The sequence below is a fragment of the Bacillus sp. D48C genome (assembly GCF_053345735.1).
On the sequence record NZ_JBKFAQ010000019.1, the window covers coordinates 1 to 20434 of the forward strand.

The 20434-nt window shown below is 38.6% G+C and carries 35 protein-coding genes; 2 read left to right on the forward strand and 33 right to left on the reverse strand.

What is annotated here, in order from left to right:
• Positions 1 to 138: 138 nt before the first annotated feature.
• Positions 139 to 357: a hypothetical protein gene (locus tag ACLBXA_RS27510; protein ID WP_000901146.1), complete on the reverse strand. Its 219-nt coding sequence runs from the start codon at positions 355 to 357 to the stop codon at positions 139 to 141.
• 170 nt (positions 358 to 527) lie between these two features.
• Between ACLBXA_RS27510 and pdaB the strand changes: the two genes are divergently transcribed.
• Positions 528 to 1292 (forward strand): polysaccharide deacetylase family sporulation protein PdaB, encoded by a 765-nt coding sequence (gene pdaB / locus ACLBXA_RS27515; RefSeq protein WP_000464716.1) that lies wholly within the window; start codon positions 528 to 530, stop codon positions 1290 to 1292.
• A gap of 119 nt (positions 1293 to 1411) precedes the next feature.
• Here pdaB and kbaA read toward each other — a convergent pair whose 3' ends face one another.
• The gene (gene kbaA / locus ACLBXA_RS27520) at positions 1412 to 2023 is read right to left on the reverse strand and encodes a KinB signaling pathway activation protein KbaA (protein ID WP_001088533.1); all 612 of its coding nucleotides are present in this window, start codon (positions 2021 to 2023) and stop codon (positions 1412 to 1414) included.
• A gap of 139 nt (positions 2024 to 2162) precedes the next feature.
• Between kbaA and gerD the strand changes: the two genes are divergently transcribed.
• Complete coding sequence (gerD, locus tag ACLBXA_RS27525; RefSeq protein WP_000821601.1) at positions 2163 to 2780, forward strand: spore germination lipoprotein GerD; 618 nt, start codon at positions 2163 to 2165, stop codon at positions 2778 to 2780.
• Between the two features lie 168 nt (positions 2781 to 2948).
• Here gerD and ACLBXA_RS27530 read toward each other — a convergent pair whose 3' ends face one another.
• The 31 genes from ACLBXA_RS27530 to rplP form a co-directional block, all read right to left on the reverse strand.
• Complete coding sequence (locus ACLBXA_RS27530; protein ID WP_447617628.1) at positions 2949 to 4016, reverse strand: Mrp/NBP35 family ATP-binding protein; 1068 nt, start codon at positions 4014 to 4016, stop codon at positions 2949 to 2951.
• Positions 4017 to 4160: 144 nt separating this feature from the next.
• Positions 4161 to 4874: an N-acetylmuramoyl-L-alanine amidase CwlD gene (gene cwlD, locus ACLBXA_RS27535; RefSeq protein WP_000822437.1), complete on the reverse strand. Its 714-nt coding sequence runs from the start codon at positions 4872 to 4874 to the stop codon at positions 4161 to 4163.
• A 66-nt stretch (positions 4875 to 4940) separates the two neighbouring features.
• A complete protein-coding gene (locus tag ACLBXA_RS27540) occupies positions 4941 to 5369 on the reverse strand; it encodes a DUF2521 family protein (protein WP_001101005.1) in 429 nt (142 codons plus the stop codon).
• 161 nt (positions 5370 to 5530) lie between these two features.
• Positions 5531 to 5923: a 30S ribosomal protein S9 gene (gene rpsI / locus ACLBXA_RS27545; protein ID WP_000079986.1), complete on the reverse strand. Its 393-nt coding sequence runs from the start codon at positions 5921 to 5923 to the stop codon at positions 5531 to 5533.
• Between the two features lie 21 nt (positions 5924 to 5944).
• Complete coding sequence (gene rplM / locus ACLBXA_RS27550) at positions 5945 to 6382, reverse strand: 50S ribosomal protein L13 (RefSeq protein WP_001260795.1); 438 nt, start codon at positions 6380 to 6382, stop codon at positions 5945 to 5947.
• 152 nt (positions 6383 to 6534) lie between these two features.
• Positions 6535 to 7278: a tRNA pseudouridine(38-40) synthase TruA gene (gene truA / locus ACLBXA_RS27555; RefSeq protein ID WP_002084072.1), complete on the reverse strand. Its 744-nt coding sequence runs from the start codon at positions 7276 to 7278 to the stop codon at positions 6535 to 6537.
• Positions 7279 to 7292: 14 nt separating this feature from the next.
• Positions 7293 to 8087 (reverse strand): energy-coupling factor transporter transmembrane component T family protein, encoded by a 795-nt coding sequence (locus tag ACLBXA_RS27560; RefSeq protein ID WP_001186530.1) that lies wholly within the window; start codon positions 8085 to 8087, stop codon positions 7293 to 7295.
• Positions 8075 to 8956, reverse strand: coding sequence for an energy-coupling factor ABC transporter ATP-binding protein (locus ACLBXA_RS27565; RefSeq protein ID WP_447617629.1), 882 nt, complete (start codon positions 8954 to 8956; stop codon positions 8075 to 8077). Before ACLBXA_RS27565 ends, ACLBXA_RS27560 begins: the two co-directional genes overlap by 13 nt.
• Positions 8932 to 9774: an energy-coupling factor ABC transporter ATP-binding protein gene (locus ACLBXA_RS27570; RefSeq protein ID WP_044783178.1), complete on the reverse strand. Its 843-nt coding sequence runs from the start codon at positions 9772 to 9774 to the stop codon at positions 8932 to 8934. Before ACLBXA_RS27570 ends, ACLBXA_RS27565 begins: the two co-directional genes overlap by 25 nt.
• A gap of 103 nt (positions 9775 to 9877) precedes the next feature.
• Positions 9878 to 10240 carry a 50S ribosomal protein L17 gene (gene rplQ, locus ACLBXA_RS27575; RefSeq protein WP_000331490.1) on the reverse strand — a complete coding sequence of 121 codons (363 nt, stop codon included), beginning with the start codon at positions 10238 to 10240 and terminating at the stop codon, positions 9878 to 9880.
• A gap of 35 nt (positions 10241 to 10275) precedes the next feature.
• On the reverse strand, positions 10276 to 11220 hold the full coding sequence (locus tag ACLBXA_RS27580) for a DNA-directed RNA polymerase subunit alpha (protein WP_000569643.1): 945 nt from the start codon (positions 11218 to 11220) through the stop codon (positions 10276 to 10278).
• A 180-nt stretch (positions 11221 to 11400) separates the two neighbouring features.
• Positions 11401 to 11790 (reverse strand): 30S ribosomal protein S11, encoded by a 390-nt coding sequence (gene rpsK / locus ACLBXA_RS27585; RefSeq protein ID WP_000101797.1) that lies wholly within the window; start codon positions 11788 to 11790, stop codon positions 11401 to 11403.
• A gap of 24 nt (positions 11791 to 11814) precedes the next feature.
• Positions 11815 to 12180, reverse strand: coding sequence for a 30S ribosomal protein S13 (gene rpsM / locus ACLBXA_RS27590; RefSeq protein ID WP_000090792.1), 366 nt, complete (start codon positions 12178 to 12180; stop codon positions 11815 to 11817).
• A gap of 21 nt (positions 12181 to 12201) precedes the next feature.
• Positions 12202 to 12315, reverse strand: coding sequence for a 50S ribosomal protein L36 (gene rpmJ, locus ACLBXA_RS27595; protein ID WP_000868344.1), 114 nt, complete (start codon positions 12313 to 12315; stop codon positions 12202 to 12204).
• A gap of 35 nt (positions 12316 to 12350) precedes the next feature.
• Positions 12351 to 12569: a translation initiation factor IF-1 gene (infA, locus tag ACLBXA_RS27600; protein WP_001029884.1), complete on the reverse strand. Its 219-nt coding sequence runs from the start codon at positions 12567 to 12569 to the stop codon at positions 12351 to 12353.
• A 68-nt stretch (positions 12570 to 12637) separates the two neighbouring features.
• Positions 12638 to 13384 (reverse strand): type I methionyl aminopeptidase, encoded by a 747-nt coding sequence (gene map / locus ACLBXA_RS27605; RefSeq protein ID WP_000582539.1) that lies wholly within the window; start codon positions 13382 to 13384, stop codon positions 12638 to 12640.
• Positions 13384 to 14034, reverse strand: coding sequence for an adenylate kinase (locus ACLBXA_RS27610; protein WP_001048995.1), 651 nt, complete (start codon positions 14032 to 14034; stop codon positions 13384 to 13386). The genes map and ACLBXA_RS27610 overlap by 1 nt, the downstream gene beginning before the upstream one ends.
• A 54-nt stretch (positions 14035 to 14088) precedes the next feature.
• Positions 14089 to 15390: a preprotein translocase subunit SecY gene (gene secY / locus ACLBXA_RS27615; protein WP_000490118.1), complete on the reverse strand. Its 1302-nt coding sequence runs from the start codon at positions 15388 to 15390 to the stop codon at positions 14089 to 14091.
• Entirely contained in the window at positions 15390 to 15830 is a 441-nt protein-coding gene (gene rplO / locus ACLBXA_RS27620; RefSeq protein WP_000766083.1) for a 50S ribosomal protein L15, read from the reverse strand. Before rplO ends, secY begins: the two co-directional genes overlap by 1 nt.
• A gap of 33 nt (positions 15831 to 15863) precedes the next feature.
• Positions 15864 to 16046, reverse strand: a complete 183-nt coding sequence (rpmD, locus tag ACLBXA_RS27625; RefSeq protein ID WP_001085233.1) for a 50S ribosomal protein L30 — start codon at positions 16044 to 16046, stop codon at positions 15864 to 15866.
• A gap of 13 nt (positions 16047 to 16059) precedes the next feature.
• Positions 16060 to 16560: a 30S ribosomal protein S5 gene (gene rpsE / locus ACLBXA_RS27630; protein ID WP_000554646.1), complete on the reverse strand. Its 501-nt coding sequence runs from the start codon at positions 16558 to 16560 to the stop codon at positions 16060 to 16062.
• Between the two features lie 21 nt (positions 16561 to 16581).
• Positions 16582 to 16944, reverse strand: a complete 363-nt coding sequence (gene rplR, locus ACLBXA_RS27635) for a 50S ribosomal protein L18 (protein ID WP_000628818.1) — start codon at positions 16942 to 16944, stop codon at positions 16582 to 16584.
• A gap of 33 nt (positions 16945 to 16977) precedes the next feature.
• The gene (rplF, locus tag ACLBXA_RS27640; protein WP_000086551.1) at positions 16978 to 17517 is read right to left on the reverse strand and encodes a 50S ribosomal protein L6; all 540 of its coding nucleotides are present in this window, start codon (positions 17515 to 17517) and stop codon (positions 16978 to 16980) included.
• Positions 17518 to 17549: 32 nt separating this feature from the next.
• On the reverse strand, positions 17550 to 17948 hold the full coding sequence (rpsH, locus tag ACLBXA_RS27645; RefSeq protein ID WP_000245511.1) for a 30S ribosomal protein S8: 399 nt from the start codon (positions 17946 to 17948) through the stop codon (positions 17550 to 17552).
• A 29-nt stretch (positions 17949 to 17977) separates the two neighbouring features.
• Positions 17978 to 18163, reverse strand: a complete 186-nt coding sequence (rpsN, locus tag ACLBXA_RS27650; protein ID WP_001085700.1) for a 30S ribosomal protein S14 — start codon at positions 18161 to 18163, stop codon at positions 17978 to 17980.
• Positions 18164 to 18196: 33 nt separating this feature from the next.
• A complete protein-coding gene (gene rplE / locus ACLBXA_RS27655; protein ID WP_001080829.1) occupies positions 18197 to 18736 on the reverse strand; it encodes a 50S ribosomal protein L5 in 540 nt (179 codons plus the stop codon).
• Positions 18737 to 18762: 26 nt separating this feature from the next.
• On the reverse strand, positions 18763 to 19074 hold the full coding sequence (gene rplX, locus ACLBXA_RS27660; RefSeq protein ID WP_000558200.1) for a 50S ribosomal protein L24: 312 nt from the start codon (positions 19072 to 19074) through the stop codon (positions 18763 to 18765).
• A gap of 38 nt (positions 19075 to 19112) precedes the next feature.
• The gene (gene rplN, locus ACLBXA_RS27665) at positions 19113 to 19481 is read right to left on the reverse strand and encodes a 50S ribosomal protein L14 (RefSeq protein WP_000615912.1); all 369 of its coding nucleotides are present in this window, start codon (positions 19479 to 19481) and stop codon (positions 19113 to 19115) included.
• Between the two features lie 43 nt (positions 19482 to 19524).
• Positions 19525 to 19788, reverse strand: a complete 264-nt coding sequence (gene rpsQ / locus ACLBXA_RS27670) for a 30S ribosomal protein S17 (protein WP_000004106.1) — start codon at positions 19786 to 19788, stop codon at positions 19525 to 19527.
• Positions 19789 to 19808: 20 nt separating this feature from the next.
• Positions 19809 to 20009: a 50S ribosomal protein L29 gene (rpmC, locus tag ACLBXA_RS27675; RefSeq protein ID WP_000855718.1), complete on the reverse strand. Its 201-nt coding sequence runs from the start codon at positions 20007 to 20009 to the stop codon at positions 19809 to 19811.
• Positions 19999 to 20433 (reverse strand): 50S ribosomal protein L16, encoded by a 435-nt coding sequence (gene rplP / locus ACLBXA_RS27680; RefSeq protein ID WP_000928969.1) that lies wholly within the window; start codon positions 20431 to 20433, stop codon positions 19999 to 20001. Before rplP ends, rpmC begins: the two co-directional genes overlap by 11 nt.
• Position 20434: the final 1 nt, after the last annotated feature.

Here is a 20434-nt window from a genome sequence, read left to right on the forward strand (position 1 = left end):
TTTGCGACTTCCTTATGTTAACATCTTCATTTTTCAATGTCAACTAAGTTTTTCAATTTCTTTTTTGTCGTTTTCTGCGTTTCCGCATCAGCGACGTTTATTAATTTACCATATACAAACTATTAACGTCAATACTTTTTAATAAAAAGTTCTTCTTCTTACATAACGAATACATTCCTCTGCGTTAGCAACTCTCCGAAACAAACAAAAAATGATTTTATATCTTTCTTCCATCGCCTTTTTTACAACTTCATGAATACGCTCATCTTCAAAATCAAATAAAAGTTCCTCTAACTCTCTCTTTAATATGTATTCCATCTCTTTTCTCTCTTCTTTTGTCAACATCAGCCCAAGCAAATGATCACCTCAATAATTCCTTACGTAACAATAAACGTTCCGCTCATTTTCACTTATTACAATCCTATCATTCATTATATCCACTACTTACGATATTAATCCTTTGTTCTCTTTTTTATATTTCCAGCATATATGTAACTGAAAAGGATTGGACAAAGGGGCGTAATATTATGTTTTTCTTTTTTATTACGAGTAAAAGAACTTTTAAACACATTAGCTTAATAGTGATACTTTCCTTATTTACAGCATGGCTACTCTTTTTAAAAACATATTCACATGAATCTGCTTTTTCAACTGCTACAGGCCCTAAAGTAATTTACAAAGGAGATACCGCTAAAAAGCAAGTTGCATTTACGTTTGATATTAGTTGGGGAGACAAAAAAGCAATTCCAATCCTTGATACTCTTAAAGAAAGAGAAATTAAGAATGCAACCTTCTTCCTTTCTGCTGCATGGGCCGAAAGACACCCCGATATTGTAGAGCGCATCATGAAAGATGGACACGAAATCGGTAGTATGGGTTACAATTACACATCTTATACTTCTCTAGAGACGAATGAAATAAGACGAGACCTTTTACGAGCACAAGATGTTTTTACAAAACTTGGTGTAAAACAAGTCAAACTGTTACGTCCACCTAGTGGCGAATTTAACAAGGCAACCCTTAAAATTGCAGAATCACTTGGATACACCGTCGTGCATTGGAGTAATAATTCAAACGATTGGAAAAACCCAGGTGTAAACCACATCGTTTCCACCGTCTCTAATAATTTGAAAGGTGGAGATATTGTCTTATTACACGCATCCGATTCTGCCCTTCAAACAAATAGAGCTTTACCGCTGCTCCTGCAAAAATTAAAAAGTGATGGATATGAGCAAATATCCGTATCACAACTTATTTCCAACACAAGTACGAAAAGTGAAGATGTGAAATAGCTTCGTCCCTACTACTCTTCACGTATAAAAAGCTCTACTACCTTTCAAGAAGGTGGTAGAGCTTTTTTAATCACACCATTTCCAGTAATATAACTGCCGGTGTATAAAACCTCTCTCTATTAAGCAGGTTTACTCGTTTTTCCGATTAAACGATGTAATACAAGTAATTGATATGCATTACATAACAATAGCGGTATAACCATTAAATATAACCAATCTGTATCATTAATCCGAAGCGCCGGTACCCATTCAAGAATTGTTACAACAACCATAAAGAACAGAGCTGGCACAAATGCTTTTTTATTTGTTTCTTTACTTTTTACATAAGCAACAATTGCTCCAAACACAAATAAAATTCCAGCAACAAGTATGTTATTCCCCAATGAGACTTCCCCATTTGCAATAAGTACAGACCTTAAATACACAAAATCAAATAATACGAATGCAATAAAGAAGAGCTGGACTGCATTCCATAAAGACGATGAGCGAAACATCCCTAGTCCAAAACGATGGATTGTTAAATATGCAAAGAATCCCATTTGACTTATAACGCTAAAAATAAATCCTACACCCATCAACCAGAAAGATACCGCTAAAATCTCCTTAACGTCGAAATTTTGAAAAAATTCATTGTACCTGTCCCACTCCAAAACAAAACCAATAATAACTGTGCTAATCCCACCAAGAAACAACGTCGTTAAAAATAGTCGTACCCACTTGCGGCTATTCACAACACATCCCCCATTATCCTTATATTTCTAATTAAATTGTATCAATGACAATTTCAAAAAGCTAGCCATGTTCATGTATAAATTCCTTAAAGATATTTATATTAAAAAGAGAGAACTGTGCTGAAAGGAGTTCCAACTTATGAAACGGATACTATTCATTTTCGTTTCTTCTTTTCTACTTATCGCACTTGTAGCATGCGCACAAGGAAAAGAAACGAAATCCGAACTAGATTACGATCAAACAAAGAAAATGATTGTTGATATTTTAAAAACAGATCAAGGTAAGAAAGCTATTCAAGATGTATTAACTGATGAAAAAATGAAACAAGCACTCATACTAGATGAAACAGTAGTAAAGAAAACGATTGAAGATGCAATGGTATCCGATAAAGGGCAACAATTCTGGGAAAAGCTCTTTAAAGATCCTGAGTTCTCATCGAAGTTCGCTAAAAGTATGGGGAAAGAACAAACCCAATTAATGAAAACCTTATTAAAAGACCCTGAATACCAAGCAGGCGTTATAGAAATCATGAAAAATCCTGAAGTAGAAAAAATGATGTTACAAACAATGAAGAGTAAAGAATACCGTCAATATCTACAACAAGTACTAACAGAAACTGCTGAAAGTCCACTCTTCCAATCCAAGATGATTGATATCATTAGTAAAGGTGTACAAAAGGCTGAAAAAGGTGGATCTGATAAGAAAGAAGCAGGCGGTGACGGTGGTTCTCAAGGCGAGAAGAAGGAAGAACAGTGAAAATAATAACTATAATAACGAGTGGACAATGTATAAATTGTCCACTCGTTATTACTTTATCTTGCTATTAACAGACAAAATGGCCCTCTAGTTAAGCGAAAAGTTTACTAGTAACAAAACCCTTATTGTTGCCAGTAACAGATGAACTCCACTGATTAAAGTTTCACTTTATTTTTGTGTAACAGCTGTTTTATCAATTACCACTTCGGCTATTTTACTATAAATAATGCCGGTTGTATGTGTATCTTCATATACTGAAGGAGCAAAGTCTTCTTTATTCCAATCAGGTTGTTGCAGCGGAATACGACCAAGAACATTTGTTTGTAGTTCGGTAGCCAACTTATCTCCCCCGCCTCTTCCAAATACATATTCTTTCTCACCAGTTACCTTACTTTCAAAATATGCCATGTTCTCAACAACACCGAGAATACTATGTTCAGTGCGTAATGCCATCGCTCCAGCACGCGCTGCTACAAACGCAGCTGTTGGATGAGGCGTCGTTACAATAATCTCTTTGCAAGATGGCAACATTGAGTGCACATCTAACGCAACATCACCTGTTCCTGGTGGTAAATCTAGTACTAAATAATCTAAATCGCCCCATTCCACTTCTGTGAAGAAGTGGTTTAACATTTTCCCAAGCATAGGTCCTCTCCAAATAACTGGTGCATTATCCTCTACAAAGAAGCCCATTGAGATTACCTTTACACCTAAACGTTCCACCGGAATTATCTTGTCACCTCTTACGATGGGACGTTTTTCTATCCCCATCATGTCTGGCACACTAAAACCGTAAATGTCCGCATCAATAATACCAACTTTTTTTCCTAAACGAGCTAAAGCAACTGCAAGGTTAACGGAAACGGTTGATTTTCCCACGCCACCTTTTCCACTCGCTACTGCTAAGAATGTCGTTTTTGAATTTGGTGACAATAAAGATTCACTTTGCTCTGCTTCTTGTTCTAGTGCAAACTGAGCTAATTCCTCTTCTGTAAATTCTGCAAAACGAAGTCCAACTGTTGCTGCTCCAAGTTCTTTTACTAACTTTACAATTCCAGACTGCAACTGCATTTGTTCCGCTGTACCAGTTTTTACGATTGCAATTTTGACACTCACATGTTCCTTCTCAGGCTTGACTGTTACCTCTTTAATTGCACTTGTTTCTTTTAATGTTTTATGTAAAAACGGATCTACAATCCCTTCTAACGCTTCAACCACTTGTTCTTTCGTTACCATAATTAACCCAGCCCCCTGTATGAAAAATAACGTAATGTTAATTGAATTCATCTTTGTTTATTCTTCAAATTAATGCGTTTACATTTCCAGTATAACATATTTTCCGAAAACTTCGTTAACGAGAGAAACTCAAAAAAATCCTCCTTATTCTGGAGGATTTCCTTTTTCCGTGAAATAACGCAATATACCACGGTATATTGCAGCTGCTACCTTCTGTTGATATTTCTCCGAATTTAACATATACCTTTCGTTCACATTCGATAAAAAGCCGGCTTCAATTAAAGCACCTGGTGTTTTCGCATACTTCAATAAGTATACGTGAGAGATTGTTTTAGCAGAACGATTCGTATTTTCTAAACTCGTTCTCAATTCAGCCTGTATAAATTTAGCAGCACGTTCATTTTCAATTGAAGAGCGATAGTAGAATGTTTGTGCGCCTTTCGATCCACTACTAGTTAAAGCATTTAAATGAATGCTTGCAAAAAAGTCTATATCTGGTTTATTGATGATTTCTACACGTTTTTTTAAATCCTCCGCTTTACGTCTACTATATGACTTTGTATCTTTGTTAGCTAAATCATAATCTCCCTCACGCGTTAAAATAACTAGTGCACCTTGTTCTTGTAAATAGTCTTGTACCTTTTTTGTAATTTCAAGCGTAATATCCTTTTCTATAATATCCTTTCCACCAACAGCCCCTCCATCTGGTCCACCATGCCCAGCATCTAATACGATTACTTTCCCTGATAAGGGTAAATTCCAAGCTCGCCACGATTTTGTGATTTGAAATTCTTGTTTGACTAAAAAAAACAAAACAACCGCAGCGAGTGCAAAAGAGATAATTCGAATTCTCTTCATACCTTTCCTCCTCCAGCTAGTCCCTCTAATTACTTATATGGGACAAGAGGAAAGTTTATGCTTGTCTTAATGAAGCTTTAATCGATATCTTCTTTCACCTTTTTCATACCCTTCTTGCCACCACAATCCTATAAACTGCTGACAAGATTCAAAAAGTAATTCCTCATCTTTCAACTTTATTTCTCGCATAGTCATACTCGTTAAAAATTGAAATAGCGTTTCAGTTAATTGTTGTTCTTCTTCTAAAGCTCTATATTTCACATCAAAAAACGATTCACCATAATAACCAAATTTACTATATCTCGCTCCTAATAAATAAGATTCTATCCCTAATTCAATACAGTAATCTTCATACTGACGATGAAGCTCTTGCATTTGAAAGGCATCACGAATATTTGAGCGCAATGTTTTTAATGATAATTCTCGCAGCATCTTCCGCTCGTATTTTAACTGCTTTTCTTTTTGTTTTTCTTGTAAGCTGACAATGACATTCATAGTACTTATAAACCTCCCTAATACGTATAGTCTAAACTTCTAAAGAAGAAGCATACGCGAGGCCGTAGCACTAAAATATTCCAAGCTAAAAAAATTGTAAAAGAGGAATGAAACACAAAAAAACCCCAACCAAAATGGTTGGGGTTTGTAGTTCGCAAAAATTAACGTTTTGAGAACTGAGGTGCACGACGTGCGCCTTTAAGACCGTATTTTTTACGCTCTTTCATACGTGCGTCACGAGTTAATAGACCTGCACGTTTTAGTGTTAGACGGTATTCTGGATCAGCTTTTAATAAAGCGCGAGAAATACCGTGACGAATAGCACCAGCTTGACCAGTGTATCCACCACCATTTACGTTTACAAGTACATCGTAGTTACCTAAAGTTTCTGTTGCAACTAGAGGTTGTTTCACTACTTCACGTAATGCAGCAAATGGGATATAGTTTTCAAAATCACGACCGTTAATGATAACGCGTCCTTCGCCTGGAACTAGGCGTACGCGCGCTACTGAACTCTTACGACGTCCAGTGCCATAGTATTGAACCTGTGCCAAAGTAAGCCCTCCTTTAATTAATTATCCGCGAAGTTCGTAAACTTCTGGTTTTTGTGCTTGGTGTGGATGCTCTGCTCCAGCATACACGTTAAGTTTCTTAGAAACTTGACGGCCTAAGCGTCCTTTTGGAAGCATGCCTTTAATTGCAAGCTCTAACATTTGTACAGGGTAGTTTGTACGCATTTCAAGAGCTGTTCTTTGCTTAAGTCCACCTGGGTGGTTAGTGTGACGGTAGTAAATTTTATCGTTTAATTTATTACCTGTTAAATGAATTTTCTCAGCGTTAATAATAATTACATGATCACCCGTGTCAACGTGTGGTGTAAATGTAGGTTTGTTTTTACCACGTAAAATGGATGCTACTTCAGTAGATAGGCGACCTAAAGTTTGACCTTCAGCATCAACCACATACCATTTACGCTCAACTTCGTTAGCTTTTGCCATAAAAGTCGTACGCATGTGTTTCCCTCCTCGTTATCTTTTCCATAGAAAAAATCTATTGTTTATCTTAAACACGATTTCCTTCCGGGGCTAATCGTGGTTTTAGAAACAATACCATATGTTATGATATACTTTTGAGTTTCTAATGTCAAGCAAATGTTACACCAGGATTAGTTGTTATAGTTTACCTCCCATAGGTAAAGCCCATGACCTGGAGCCATCTTTCCAGCAAACTGACGATTTTGTTTCGCTAAAATCTCTGGAATGCTATCAGGATCAAGCTTTCCTTGCCCTACGTTAAGTAACGTACCAACAATAATTCTGACCATATTATATAAAAATCCATTACCTACAAAACGAAAAATTAATTCATCATCTTGCTCAATTAACTCGATTTCATAAATTGTTCGCACTTTATCTTTTTTGTCAGTTTTTGCCGAGCAAAAAGAAGTGAAATCATGCGTTCCAATAAAATAAGGAATTGCTTTTCTTATAGAATTGATTTCGAGCGGATATGGATATTGATATACGTAATTTCTACGGAATACATCCGCAGTCTTTGATAATAATACACGATAACGATATTCTTTTTTCTCAACACCGTAACGTGCATGAAATTCTTCTGTTTTTTTCTCTACTCGCCTAATAACAATATCATCTGGCAACATTGTATTTAAAGCGTTATTCCATTGCCACTCCTCAAGAGACAAAGGAGTATCAAAGTGTATTACTTGCCCTTTTGCATGAACCGTAGAATCTGTTCTACCAGACGCCTGAACACGAACAAGTTCTCCCTTATGCAATTTCTGTAATGCTTTTTCTATCTCCTGTTGAACAGTACGATGCTTCGGCTGAATTTGATAACCACAAAAATGCATACCATCATATGCAACCGTACATTTTATTCTATCCATTTCTCTATTCTCCATTACGATCGCACCCATGCCAAAATACAAGCTAAACAAAATAAGCTTACAATCGTTACTGTATCGCTTGTTTTCCAGCGTAGTTGCCTAAATTTAGTACGTCCTTCACCACTTTGATATCCACGAGCTTCCATCGCAATAGCTAAGTCCTCTGCACGCTTAAAAGCACTGATAAACAGAGGAACGAGCAGTGAGATAATAGCTTTCATTCTATCTTTTATCGGTCCACCAGCGAAATCAATACCACGTGATGCTTGTGCTTTCATTATTTTACTCGTTTCATCCATTAATGTCGGGATAAAACGAAGAGAAATTGACATCATTAATGCGATTTCATGAACAGGAACCTTTATACGCTTCAATGGCTTTAATAACGTCTCCAAACCATCTGTAATTTCAATAGGTGTCGTCGTTAACGTTAATAATGTCGTCATTAAAATAATAACGAAGAACCGTACAGAAATGTATATCCCTTGCTCTAATCCTTTTTCATGTATCGAAAACCAACCAAGCTGGAGTAGTACATCCCCCTCTTTATTTGTAAAAATATGCAGGAAAAATGTAAAAAGAAAAATCCATAAAATTGGTTTTAAGCCCGAAAGTACATAACGAATCGGCACTTTTGCAAAAAATAAAGCAATGAGTGCATATAAAAATAAAAATCCATATGAAATCGCATTATTTGCTAAGAAAACAACAAATACATATAAAAAGACAATCAGCAGCTTCGTACGTGGATCAAGTTGATGAATAAGTGAATTCCCCGGGATATATCTCCCAATAATCAACTGCTGCATGATTCATGACCACCTTTTCGTAACACCTGCACAACTTCATGAGTAAGATCCTCTAAAGATAAGGTAGCCTTTGGAATTGAAATACCAAACTTCTCTTCAATTGCACGTTTATACTTTAATGACATAGGAAGATCCACACCAATTTTCTCTAGTTCATCAGCATGTGAAAATACTTCCTCTGCACTTCCTTGCAAAAAGACCGTTCCTTTATGCATAACTACAATTTGTTCCGCATACTGAGCAGCATCTTCCATATTATGCGTTACAAGGATAACTGTAAGCCCTTTCTCCTTATGCAACTTATAAAACATCTGCATAAGTTCGTTCTGCCCTTTTGGATCTAGACCTGCTGTAGGTTCATCTAATACAAGCACTTCAGGTTCCATTGCCAGTACACCCGCTATAGCAACACGTCTCATTTGTCCACCACTTAATTCGAACGGAGAACGTGTTAACAGTTCCGGTTCTAGCCCTACAAGTTCTATTGCCTCTCTAGCCTTTTGCTTCGCTTCGTCTCCAGATACCCCGAAATTAGTAGGTCCGAAGCAAATATCTTTCTCCACAGTTTCTTCAAACAACTGATGTTCCGGGAATTGAAAGACAACCCCTACTTTTTTACGTAGTGACTTTAGCTTTTTTTCTTTCTTTCCTGCCGAAATCAAATGTTCACCAATTTGAACTGTACCATTTGTCGGCTGCAATAAACCATTTAAATGTTGAATCATCGTCGACTTACCTGAACCAGTATGACCGATAATGGCATAATAGCCCCCACTTGGAAACGACACGTCTACATCATAAAGTGCGCGTCTTTCAAATGGAGTTTTATATTGATAACGATGTTCTACTTTTTGGAATGTAATCTCCAAAGTTCGTTCACCAAGCTTTCCATTGTAAGATGCGTATTTTGCAAAAGAATTTCATTTCTTTTTAATAATTCTGCTATTTTCACCGAAAACGGTACATCTAAGCCAATTTCTTGGAGCATATGAGAGGACTTGAAAATTTTCTCTGGAATCCCTTCCTCTAATATTTCTCCCTTATTTAAAATAATGACACGATCTGACTGCGCCGCTTCTTCTAAATCGTGCGTAATTGATAACACGGTAATACCTTTTTGATTAACAAGTTGTCTAACCGTTTCTACTACTTCACGTCTTCCTTGAGGATCTAACATTGACGTTGCTTCATCTAATATTAAAATAGATGGCTGAAGTGCTAAAACGCCTGCTATTGCCACTCGCTGTTTTTGCCCACCAGATAAGGAATGAGGCTCATCATTAAGAAAATCTTCCATACGGACAAGTCGTAAGGCCTGTTCTAATCTTTCAATCATTTGTTCTCTTGGCATTCCGATATTCTCTAAACCAAATACAACATCATCTTGCACTGTTGTTCCAACAAATTGATTATCTGGATTTTGAAATACCATTCCAATTTGTTTTCGAACATCCCATACCGTTTCCTCTGATAAAACCATTGAATCATTTACTGTAATAGTCCCTGCTTCGGGCAAAAACAAACCATTCAATAATTTTGCAAGTGTAGACTTTCCTGAACCGTTTTGTCCAATAATAGATACCCATTCTCCCTCATATAAGGAAAATGAAACATCTTTTAATGCATACGTGGCTGCCCCAGGATATTGAAATGATATATTTCCTATCCGAAGTTTCTCTTTTTTCAATAGAAGGCACCCTTTCCTTCGCCAAGCTCGCCTATTTTTATATTTAAAAAAAAGGGCCATGACCAGTTTCTTGAAAAGAACTGTCCTGCCCTTTTAATTATCATTATACTAACTCGATAATTACCATTGGTGCTGCGTCTCCGCGACGTGGACCAATTTTTGCAATACGAGTGTATCCGCCTTGGCGCTCAGCATAGCGTGGAGCTACATCAGCGAATAATTTTTGAAGTGCATCTTGACCAGTCTCAGCGTTAGCTACTTCATTGCGAATGAAAGCTGCTGCTTGACGACGAGCATGAAGATCTCCGCGTTTACCTAAAGTGATCATTTTTTCCACTACAGAACGAAGTTCTTTTGCACGAGTTTCTGTCGTTTGGATGCGCTCGTTGATAATTAAATCAGTAGCTAAGTCACGTAACATAGCTTTACGTTGCGCACTTGTACGGCCTAATTTTCTGTATGCCATTCGTAGTTCCCTCCTTTGTTCATGGGTTTAAATCCTCAGTCGTCTTTACGTAAACCTAAACCTAATTCCTCAAGTTTATGTTTAACTTCTTCTAAGGATTTACGTCCTAAGTTACGAACTTTCATCATATCTTCTTCTGTTTTGTTCGCAAGCTCTTGTACAGTATTAATTCCTGCACGTTTTAGGCAATTATAAGAACGAACAGAAAGGTCTAGTTCTTCGATAGTCATCTCAAGAACTTTCTCTTTTTGATCTTCTTCCTTCTCGACCATAATCTCAGCATTTTGTGCTTCATCAGTTAAACCAACAAAGATATTTAAATGCTCAGTTAAGATTTTGGCACCTAAAGAGATAGCTTCTTTTGGCCCGATGCTTCCATCCGTCCATACATCAAGCGTAAGCTTATCATAATTAGCCACTTGTCCGACACGTGTCTTTTCCACTTGGTAAGTCACACGTGATACTGGAGTATAAATAGAATCAATAGGAATTACTCCTATTGGTTGATCTTCGCTTTTATTTGCATCAGCTGGCGTATACCCACGGCCACGCTTTGCAGTTAAACGCACGCGGAAATGCGCATCTTTTGCTAACGTTGCAATGTGTAAATCTGGATTTAAGATTTCTACATCACTATCGTGAGTAATATCAGCAGCTGTGACAATACCTTCGCCCTGCACATCAATTTCCAACGTCTTCTCTTCTTCAGAGTAGATTTTAAGAGCTAACTTTTTCAAGTTTAAGATGATCGTCGTAACGTCTTCTACTACGCCCTCAACTGTTGAAAATTCATGTAATACGCCATCGATTTGGATAGCAGTAACAGCGGCACCAGGGAGTGAGGATAAAAGAATACGACGTAAGGAGTTACCCAAAGTAGTACCATATCCACGCTCAAGCGGTTCAATTACGAATTTACCATATTTAGCATCTTCGTTAAGTTCAACCGTTTCGATTTTCGGCTTTTCGATTTCAATCATTAACTAAACCCTCCTTCAAAACGTCGAAACCCCGGTTAAACAAAGGTATAACCCCTGTCTAACCGAAAGTCCCCCTTAGGCAGTTCCCGATTGTGCACAACAAGCGATGTTTCTGTACGAAATTTCTCGATAATGCATCATATCCATTATAGACAAAAGGGAAAATTCTATACAGAAAAATTACACACGACGACGTTTTGGCGGACGACATCCATTATGAGGAACTGGAGTAACATCTCTAATTGCTGTTACTTCTAGACCTGCAGCTTGAAGAGCACGAATTGCAGCTTCACGACCAGCACCAGGACCTTTAACAGTAACCTCTAAAGTTTTTAAACCGTGCTCCATTGCAACTTTAGCAGCAGCTTCAGCAGCCATTTGCGCAGCGAATGGAGTAGATTTACGAGATCCACGGAAACCAAGTGCACCAGCACTAGACCAAGAAAGTGCGTTACCGTGAGTATCTGTAAGTGTTACGATTGTGTTGTTGAAAGTAGAACGAATATGAGCTATACCAGCTTCGATATTCTTTTTCACACGTTTTTTACGAGTGTTTGTTTTACGTGCCATTGTTAGTTCAACCTCCTTTACTTATTATTTCTTTTTATTTGCTACTGTACGACGTGGACCTTTACGTGTACGAGCATTGTTTTTAGAATTTTGACCACGAACTGGTAAACCACGACGGTGACGAAGACCACGGTAAGAACCGATCTCCATTAGACGTTTAATGTTAAGAGATACTTCACGACGAAGGTCTCCCTCAACTTTAATACGATCGATAACATCACGGATACGTCCTAATTCGTCTTCCGTTAAATCACGAACTCGTGTTTCTGAAGAAATACCAGCTTCAGTAAGAATTTTTTCAGCAGTTGTGCGACCAATGCCGAATACGTAAGTTAAAGAAATAACAACGCGTTTGTCTCGAGGAATATCTACACCTGCGATACGTGCCATTCTGAATGCACCTCCTTCTGATTAACCTTGTTTTTGTTTATGTTTAGGGTTTTCACAAATAACCATTACTTTTCCACGTCTACGAATAACTTTACATTTTTCGCAGATTGGTTTAACTGACGGTCTTACTTTCATGTCTCGAACCTCCTTAAAGATTACGGAGTGCTATATTATTTAAAACGGTACGTAATACGACCACGATTTAAATCGTACGGAGATAATTCTACCGTAACTTTGTCTCCTGGTAAAATACGAATGAAGTTCATACGGATTTTACCAGAAACGTGAGCCAATACGACATGCCCATTCTCTAATTCTACTTTGAACATAGCATTTGGCAACGTTTCAAGAACGGTACCTTCGACTTCAATTACATCATCTTTAGCCATTCAATAGTTCTCCCTTCTTCAAATCAGTAACATTTTACACTGCTCTGAAATCCCGGAGAGCCAGCTACTTATAAAGTGGTAAGGATTTCGTATCCTGCTTCTGTAAGAGCAATCGTGTGCTCAAAATGGGCACACCATTTACCATCTACCGTTACCACTGTCCAGTCATCAGATAGTGTTTTTACATATCGTCTTCCTTGATTCACCATCGGCTCAACACAGATGACCATTCCCGGCTTTAATCTAGGGCCTCTATTTGGTGGACCATAGTGCGGGATTTGAGGGTCCTCATGTAAGTCTTGCCCGATTCCGTGACCAACATACTCCCTAACGATCGAGAATCCATTCTCTTCAGCATGGGTTTGAACCGCATGTGAGATATTTGATAATCTCTCGCCTGGTTTTACTTGTTCTAGACCAAGATACAACGATTTTTCTGTGACATCAAGTAGCTTTTGAACAGATTCAGAAATGTTTCCAACTGGATACGTCCATGCAGAATCTCCATGGTACCCATTGTATTTCGCACCAATATCGATACTGATGATATCGCCCTCTTTGAGCTTGCGCTTTCCTGGAATTCCGTGTACAAGCTCTTCATTTACAGAAGCACATATGCTCCCCGGAAATCCGTTGTATCCTTTAAAAGATGGCGTAGCACCATATTTTTGAATCGTCTTTTCCGCTATTTGATCGAGCTCTTTCGTTGTAATTCCTGGAGTAATGTGCTGTTTCAACTCTTGATGAGTTAAAGCAACGATTCTGCCAGCTTCTCGCATGATTTCTATCTCGCGAGGAGTTTTGCAGATGATCATTACGCTAAGCCTCCGATGAGAACATCGATATCAGCAAATACTTTATTGATATCTTGCTCACCATTAATGCTTTTTAAGTAACCAAGCTCGTCGTAGAAATCAAGCAAAGGTTTTGTTTGCTTAATATTTACATCTAAACGATTTGCTACAGTTTCTTCATTGTCATCAGAACGTTGGTATAATTCGCCACCACATTTATCGCACACATCAGCTTTTGCTGGTGGATTGAATTCTAAGTGGTAAGTCGCACCGCACTCTTTACAAATGCGACGGCCTGTAAGGCGTTTTAATAACAACCCTGAATCCACATTAATGTTTAAAACATAGTCGATTTTTTTGCCAAGATCTTTCATAATCTCTTCAAGAGCTGATGCTTGTGCAACAGTTCGTGGGAAACCGTCTAGTAAGAAACCTCTTACGCAGTCTTCTTGACTTAAACGTTCACGAACAATTCCGATTGTAACTTCATCTGGAACAAGTGCACCTTTATCAATAAAAGATTTTGCTTGTAGACCCATTTCAGTTTCAGCCTTCATAGCTGCACGGAACATATCTCCTGTTGAAATGTGAGGGATGTTATACTTGGCTACAATCTGTTCGGCTTGTGTACCTTTACCAGCACCAGGAAGCCCCATTAAAATTAAGTTCATCCTTGTTCCCCCTCAGTACATGAGCATGTAGGGAAGATAGTTCTTCCCACTTACTCACTGCTTGATAAACCCTTTGTAATGGCGTTTTACCAGTTGGCTTTCTAGCTGCTTCATTGTTTCTAAAGCAACGCCGACAACGATTAACATACTCGTTCCACCAATCTGTGCAGATGGAGGAAGATTTCCCAATTTCGTAAAAATAACTGGTAAGATTGCAATCGCTGCTAGGAAAATTGATCCTACAAAGGTCAAACGATACAAGATTTTTGTTAGATATTGTTCTGTATTCTTACCCGGACGAATACCTGGAACATATCCACCTTGCTTGTTTAGATTCTCTGACATTTGCTCTGGATTAACCTGAACAAATGCATAGAAATATGTGAAGGCTACAATGAGCGCAACATATATGATCATTCCCACTGGGTGAGAATAGTTAAAGTTTGCAATAATCCACTGCGATACATCATGTTTCGGGAAGAACTGTGCAATAGTTGGAGGCGTAATTAAGAATGAAACAGCAAAAATGACTGGAATAACACCCGCACTATTTACCTTAAGCGGTAAATGTGTGTTTTGTGCTCCAGCATGATTCCCATTCCCTCCTGTTACACGCTTCGCGTATTGAATTGGGATCTTTCTAACAGCTTGTTGAATGAAAATAACACCAACAATAACTGCTAGCACAGCTAGTAAAATCAATGCAACTTTAACGATACTCATGAACAATTGATCTCCGATATTTTGAAACTGTTGTTGATACACTTGAGATATAACACTTGGAATCGCTGCAGCAATACCGCCAAAGATAAGGATGGAAATACCATTACCTACACCTTTAGCTGTAATCTGTTCGCCTAACCACATTAAAAATGCAGTACCAGCAGTCAGTACCGTAGCAATGTATAAATAAGTGCTCCAACCAGGATTCAAAATTAATTGCCCACCTACCATACCGTTAAAACCGATTGACATACCAAACCCCTGAATAAACGCAAGAACAATTGTAAAGTAACGCGTGAATTGCGTTAGTTTACGACGGCCCATTTCACCTTGCTTCGACCATTCCGAAAATTTAGGAACAACATCCATCTGCAATAATTGCACGATGATGGATGCTGTAATATACGGCATGATTCCCATCGCGAAGATGGAGAAGTTTTTCAAGGCGCCACCGCCAAATGTATTTAGGATGCCTAAAGCATTTAATTGGTCTTGTGCTTTCAGTACGTCTCCATTTGTAAATGGCACTGGGATAAACGTGCCAATCCTGAATACGATTAACATCGCTAAAGTGAATAATATTTTACGTCTTATCTCAGCAACGCGCATAAAGTTGGAGATTGTACGAAACATTAGATCACCTCAACTGATCCGCCAGCTGCTTCAATTGCTTCTTTAGCACTTGAAGAGAACTTGTGCGCTTTAACAGTTAGTTTTTTCTCTACTGCTCCGCTTGCAAGAATTTTAACACCGTCGTTTAACTTGCTGATAACGCCAGTTTCCAGCAATAATTCAGGTGTTACTTCTGTACCATCTTCAAAACGATTTAACGTTGATAAGTTTACAATAGTAAACTCTTTACGGTTAATGTTTGTGAAGCCGCGTTTTGGTAAACGACGGAATAATGGAGTTTGACCACCTTCGAAGCCAAGACGAACACCGCCACCAGAACGTGCGTTTTGTCCTTTATGACCTTTACCAGCAGTTTTACCGTTACCAGAACCGATACCACGACCGACACGGTTACGTACTTTACGAGAACCTTCTGCAGGTTTTAATTCATGAAGTTTCATTCCCAGGCACCTCCTTATATTAATGAGTTATCCTTAAGCTTCTTTTACAGTTAAAAGGTGAGAAACTTTGTTGATCATACCAAGAATAGCAGGAGTTTCTTCCTTAACTACAGTTGAATTCAACTTTTTAAGACCTAAAGCTTCTACCGTCGCACGTTGATCTTGTGGACGACCAATTACACTACGAGTGAGGGTAATTTCTAACTTTTTCGCCATTTGTTTTCCCTCCTTAACCTAGTAGCTCTTCTACAGATTTACCGCGTAATTTTGCAACATCTTCAGCGCGCTTAAGTTCGCTTAATCCGTTCACAGTAGCGCGAATCATGTTGATTGGTGTGTTAGAACCAAGAGATTTCGAAAGAATATCTTGTACACCAGCTAATTCAAGAACCGCACGAACAGGTCCACCAGCAATAACACCAGTACCCTCAGCAGCAGGTTTTAAGAATACTTCACCAGCTCCAAAGTGACCGTTGATTGTGTGTGGAATTGTTGTACCAACTAATGGTACAGCGATTAAATTTTTCTTAGCGTCTTCGATAGCTTTGCGAATTGCGTCTGGTACCTCTTGTGCTTTACCAGTACCGAATCCAACATGACCGTTTTTATCGCCAACTACAACTAGTGCAGCAAAGCGGAAACGACGACCACCCTTAACAACTTTCGCGACACGATTTATCGTAACTACACGTTCTTCAAGTTCTAATTTACTTGGGTCAATGCGATGCATCAATTTTCCCTCCTTTGACCATTAAAATTGTAATCCAGCCTCACGAGCAGCTTCAGCTAGAGCTTTAACACGGCCATGGTATAAGTAACCACCGCGATCGAATACTACTTCTTTAACGCCTTTCTCTACAGCACGCTTAGCAACTGATTCTCCAACTTTCGTAGCAGCTTCAGTATTGCTAGTACCGTTAAGAGCAAGGTCTTTATCAAGAGTAGATGCACTTACTAACGTTACACCATTCACATCATCAATAACTTGAGCGTAAATATGTTGGTTAGAACGGAACACGTTTAAACGTGGACGCTCTGCAGTACCAGTAAGTTTAGCACGTACACGTGCATGTCTTTTCTTACGAGTCGCATTTTTATCAGCTTTAGTGATCATTTTCTTGTCACTCCTTTCTCTCACCTAACGGGTTTACTTAGCAGTTTTACCTTCTTTACGACGAACAACTTCGCCTTCGTAACGAATACCTTTACCTTTGTAAGGCTCAGGAGCACGTACAGCACGGATGTTAGCAGCAAATTCGCCAACACGTTGCTTGTCGATACCTTTAATTACGATTTTAGTTGGTGCAGGTACTTCAACTTCAAGACCTGCTTCCGGAGTCATTTCTACTGGATGAGAATAACCTACGCTTAAAACAAGTTTATCTCCTTGTTTTTGAGCACGGTAACCAACACCGACTAATTCAAGTCCGCGTGCGAAACCTGCAGTTACACCTTCAACCATGTTTCCGATTAAAGCACGAGTTGTACCGTGTAATGCACGGTGTTCCTTCTGTTCAGATGGACGCTCAACTGTTAGTGTATTTTCTTCAATTTTGATAGACATATCAGCATTGAATTTACGAGTTAATTCACCTTTAGGGCCTTTTACTGTTACAGTATTGTCTTCTGCAATTGTAATAGTAACACCTGCAGGGATTTCAAGAATCTTTTTACCAATACGAGACATGTGGTCACACCTCCGTTCGTTTTAAATATATATTACCAAACGTATGCTACTACTTCTCCACCAGTTTGTAATTGACGAGCGTCTTTGTCTGTCATTACTCCCTTAGATGTAGAAACAAGAGCGATACCTAATCCGTTAAGTACACGTGGTACTTCGTCAGCTTTAGCGTAAACGCGTAAGCCAGGTTTACTGATACGTTTTAATCCAGTGATTACACGTTCATTGTTTGCACCATATTTCAGGAAAATACGAAGGATACCTTGTTTGTTATCCTCGATGTATTCTACATCACGAATGAAACCTTCACGTTTTAAAAGTTCAGCGATCTCTTTTTTGATTTTAGAAGCAGGAACCTCTAATTTCTCATGACGTACCATGTTCGCATTACGGATGCGAGTAAGCATGTCTGCAATTGGATCTGTCATCACCATGTGTTTTACCTCCTTCCCATTTGTGGGTTTTACCAACTAGCTTTTTTAACACCAGGAATTTGACCTTTATATGCAAGTTCACGGAAACAAATACGGCAAAGTTTAAATTTGCGGTATACAGAATGCGGACGACCGCAGCGTTCGCAACGTGTATACTCTTGTACTTTAAACTTAGGAGTACGCTTTTGTTTCGCTATCATAGATTTTTTAGCCACGTTTTCGCCTCCTCTACTTAGCGTTGGCTTCCATTATTTTTGGAATGGCATACCGAATTGTGTTAAAAGTTCACGAGCTTCTTCATCAGTTTTCGCTGTAGTAACGATTACGATGTCCATACCGCGTACTTTGCTTACTTTATCATAATCAATCTCAGGGAAGATAAGTTGCTCTTTAACACCTAATGTGTAGTTCCCACGACCATCGAATGATTTCTTAGAAACACCACGGAAATCACGTACACGTGGTAAAGAAACCGATACTAATTTGTCGAAGAACTCATACATTTGCTCGCCGCGTAAAGTTACTTTCGCACCGATTGGCATACCTTCACGAAGACGGAAACCAGCGATTGATTTTTTAGCACGAGTTACAACAGGTTTTTGACCTGCGATTTGTGTTAATTCTTCTACTGCATTGTCTAAAGCTTTTGAGTTAGATACCGCGTCACCAACACCAGTGTTGATTACGATCTTTTCGATTTTCGGTACTTCCATCACAGATTTATAGTTAAACTTGCTCACTAGAGCAGGAGTAATTTCCTTTTGGAACTTCTCTTTAAGGCGATTCAATGAAGTGACCTCCTTTCTTAAGAAAATTATTTATCTAATAATTCACCAGATTTTTTTGCAATACGAACTTTTTTACCATCTTCTACTTTGAAGCCTACGCGAGTAGGTTCACCTGTTTTCGGATCTAAAATCATAACGTTAGAAACGTGAATAGGTGCTTCTTTAGTAATAATTCCACCTTGTGGATTTAATTGAGATGGCTTAGAGTGTTTTTTAACGATGTTAACACCCTCAACGATAACACGGTTTTGCTTTGGGAAAGCCACAAGGATAACGCCTTGTTTTCCTTTGTCTTTACCAGTGATTACCTGTACTTTATCACCTTTTTTTACATGCATCTTAATTCTGCACCTCCTTAGCAAGGCAATACCTTAAATTATAGAACTTCTGGAGCTAAAGAAACGATCTTCATGAAGTTGCTATCACGTAATTCACGAGCTACTGGTCCGAAGATACGAGTACCACGTGGGCTCTTATCGTCTTTAATGATAACCGCTGCGTTTTCATCAAATTTGATGTAAGAACCGTCCGGACGACGAGCTCCGCTCTTCGTACGTACTACTACTGCTTTAACAACGTCACCTTTTTTAACAACGCCACCTGGTGTTGCTTGTTTTACCGTAGCAACGATAATGTCACCAATGTTAGCATATTTACGACCAGAGCCGCCTAATACTTTAATTGTTAAAAGTTCACGTGCACCAGAGTTGTCAGCAACTTTCAAACGAGATTCTTGTTGGATCATGTTATGAAACCTCCCTTCGGACTAAAAATTCCGATTCGTCTATTTAGATAATAACCGCTTCTTCAACGATTTCAACTAAACGGAAACGCTTAGTAGCAGAAAGCGGGCGAGTTTCCATGATTTTAACGATATCGCCAAGTTTCGCTTGGTTTTGCTCATCATGGGCTTTGTACTTCTTAGAATACTTAACACGTTTTCCGTACAAGGAATGAGTTTTGTAAGTTTCAACTAAAACTGTAATCGTTTTGTCCATTTTGTCAGACACTACACGACCAGTATAAACTTTGCGTTGGTTACGTTCGCTCACTATGCAAACCTCCCCTCAATTTATCGATTAATTCCGATCTCTCTTTCACGAACTACAGTTTTCATACGAGCAATTGCTTTACGCACTTCACGAATGCGAGTTGGATTCTCTAATTGTCCTGTAGCAAGTTGGAAGCGAAGATTAAACAACTCTTCCTTTAAAGCTTTAACTTTTGTTTCGATTTCGGCAGTGGTTAATTCACGAATATCATTAGTTTTCATTAGATTCACCACCATTTTCTTCACGTTTTACGAATTTACATTTCACAGGTAACTTGTGAGCTGCAAGACGTAATGCTTCGCGTGCTACCTCTTCAGATACACCCGCGATTTCGAACATAATTTTCCCAGGTTTTACTACTGCTACCCAGCCTTCTGGTGCCCCTTTACCGGAACCCATACGTACTTCTAGAGGTTTTGCAGTGTAAGGTTTAGAAGGGAAAATTTTAATCCATACTTTACCGCCACGTTTCATGTAACGAGTCATTGCACGACGAGCAGCTTCGATTTGACGGTTTGTAATCCATGAAGCAGCTTGTGCTTGTAAACCGAATTCACCGAAAGCAATTTCAGTTCCACCTTTAGCACGACCACGCATTTTACCACGATGCTCTCTACGATATTTTACGCGTTTTGGCATTAACATA

Excerpts from the sequence above, each read along its gene's own strand:
- pdaB (WP_000464716.1), top strand. The coding sequence starts at position 528 with ATGTTTTTCTTTTTTATTACGAGTAAAAGAACTTTTAAACACATTAGC.
- gerD (WP_000821601.1), top strand. The coding sequence starts at position 2,163 with ATGAAACGGATACTATTCATTTTCGTTTCTTCTTTTCTACTTATCGCA.
- ACLBXA_RS27530 (WP_447617628.1), bottom strand. The coding sequence starts at position 4,016 with ATGGTAACGAAAGAACAAGTGGTTGAAGCGTTAGAAGGGATTGTAGAT.
- cwlD (WP_000822437.1), bottom strand. The coding sequence starts at position 4,874 with ATGAAGAGAATTCGAATTATCTCTTTTGCACTCGCTGCGGTTGTTTTG.
- ACLBXA_RS27540 (WP_001101005.1), bottom strand. The coding sequence starts at position 5,369 with ATGAATGTCATTGTCAGCTTACAAGAAAAACAAAAAGAAAAGCAGTTA.
- rplM (WP_001260795.1), bottom strand. The coding sequence starts at position 6,382 with ATGCGTACGACTTTTATGGCAAAAGCTAACGAAGTTGAGCGTAAATGG.
- truA (WP_002084072.1), bottom strand. The coding sequence starts at position 7,278 with ATGGATAGAATAAAATGTACGGTTGCATATGATGGTATGCATTTTTGT.
- ACLBXA_RS27560 (WP_001186530.1), bottom strand. The coding sequence starts at position 8,087 with ATGCAGCAGTTGATTATTGGGAGATATATCCCGGGGAATTCACTTATT.
- rplQ (WP_000331490.1), bottom strand. The coding sequence starts at position 10,240 with ATGGCATACAGAAAATTAGGCCGTACAAGTGCGCAACGTAAAGCTATG.
- ACLBXA_RS27580 (WP_000569643.1), bottom strand. The coding sequence starts at position 11,220 with ATGATTGAAATCGAAAAGCCGAAAATCGAAACGGTTGAACTTAACGAA.
- rpsK (WP_000101797.1), bottom strand. The coding sequence starts at position 11,790 with ATGGCACGTAAAACAAACACTCGTAAAAAACGTGTGAAAAAGAATATC.
- rpsM (WP_000090792.1), bottom strand. The coding sequence starts at position 12,180 with ATGGCACGTATCGCAGGTGTAGATATTCCTCGAGACAAACGCGTTGTT.
- rpmJ (WP_000868344.1), bottom strand. The coding sequence starts at position 12,315 with ATGAAAGTAAGACCGTCAGTTAAACCAATCTGCGAAAAATGTAAAGTT.
- infA (WP_001029884.1), bottom strand. The coding sequence starts at position 12,569 with ATGGCTAAAGATGATGTAATTGAAGTCGAAGGTACCGTTCTTGAAACG.
- map (WP_000582539.1), bottom strand. The coding sequence starts at position 13,384 with ATGATCATCTGCAAAACTCCTCGCGAGATAGAAATCATGCGAGAAGCT.
- ACLBXA_RS27610 (WP_001048995.1), bottom strand. The coding sequence starts at position 14,034 with ATGAACTTAATTTTAATGGGGCTTCCTGGTGCTGGTAAAGGTACACAA.
- secY (WP_000490118.1), bottom strand. The coding sequence starts at position 15,390 with ATGTTTCGTACAATCTCCAACTTTATGCGCGTTGCTGAGATAAGACGT.
- rplO (WP_000766083.1), bottom strand. The coding sequence starts at position 15,830 with ATGAAACTTCATGAATTAAAACCTGCAGAAGGTTCTCGTAAAGTACGT.
- rpmD (WP_001085233.1), bottom strand. The coding sequence starts at position 16,046 with ATGGCGAAAAAGTTAGAAATTACCCTCACTCGTAGTGTAATTGGTCGT.
- rpsE (WP_000554646.1), bottom strand. The coding sequence starts at position 16,560 with ATGCATCGCATTGACCCAAGTAAATTAGAACTTGAAGAACGTGTAGTT.
- rplR (WP_000628818.1), bottom strand. The coding sequence starts at position 16,944 with ATGATCACTAAAGCTGATAAAAATGCGACTCGTAAGAAAAGACATGCA.
- rplF (WP_000086551.1), bottom strand. The coding sequence starts at position 17,517 with ATGTCTCGTATTGGTAAAAAGATTCTTGAAATCCCTGCAGGTGTTACT.
- rpsH (WP_000245511.1), bottom strand. The coding sequence starts at position 17,948 with ATGGTGATGACAGATCCAATTGCAGACATGCTTACTCGCATCCGTAAT.
- rplX (WP_000558200.1), bottom strand. The coding sequence starts at position 19,074 with ATGCATGTAAAAAAAGGTGATAAAGTACAGGTAATCACTGGTAAAGAC.
- rplN (WP_000615912.1), bottom strand. The coding sequence starts at position 19,481 with ATGATCCAACAAGAATCTCGTTTGAAAGTTGCTGACAACTCTGGTGCA.
- rpmC (WP_000855718.1), bottom strand. The coding sequence starts at position 20,009 with ATGAAAACTAATGATATTCGTGAATTAACCACTGCCGAAATCGAAACA.
- rplP (WP_000928969.1), bottom strand. The coding sequence starts at position 20,433 with ATGTTAATGCCAAAACGCGTAAAATATCGTAGAGAGCATCGTGGTAAA.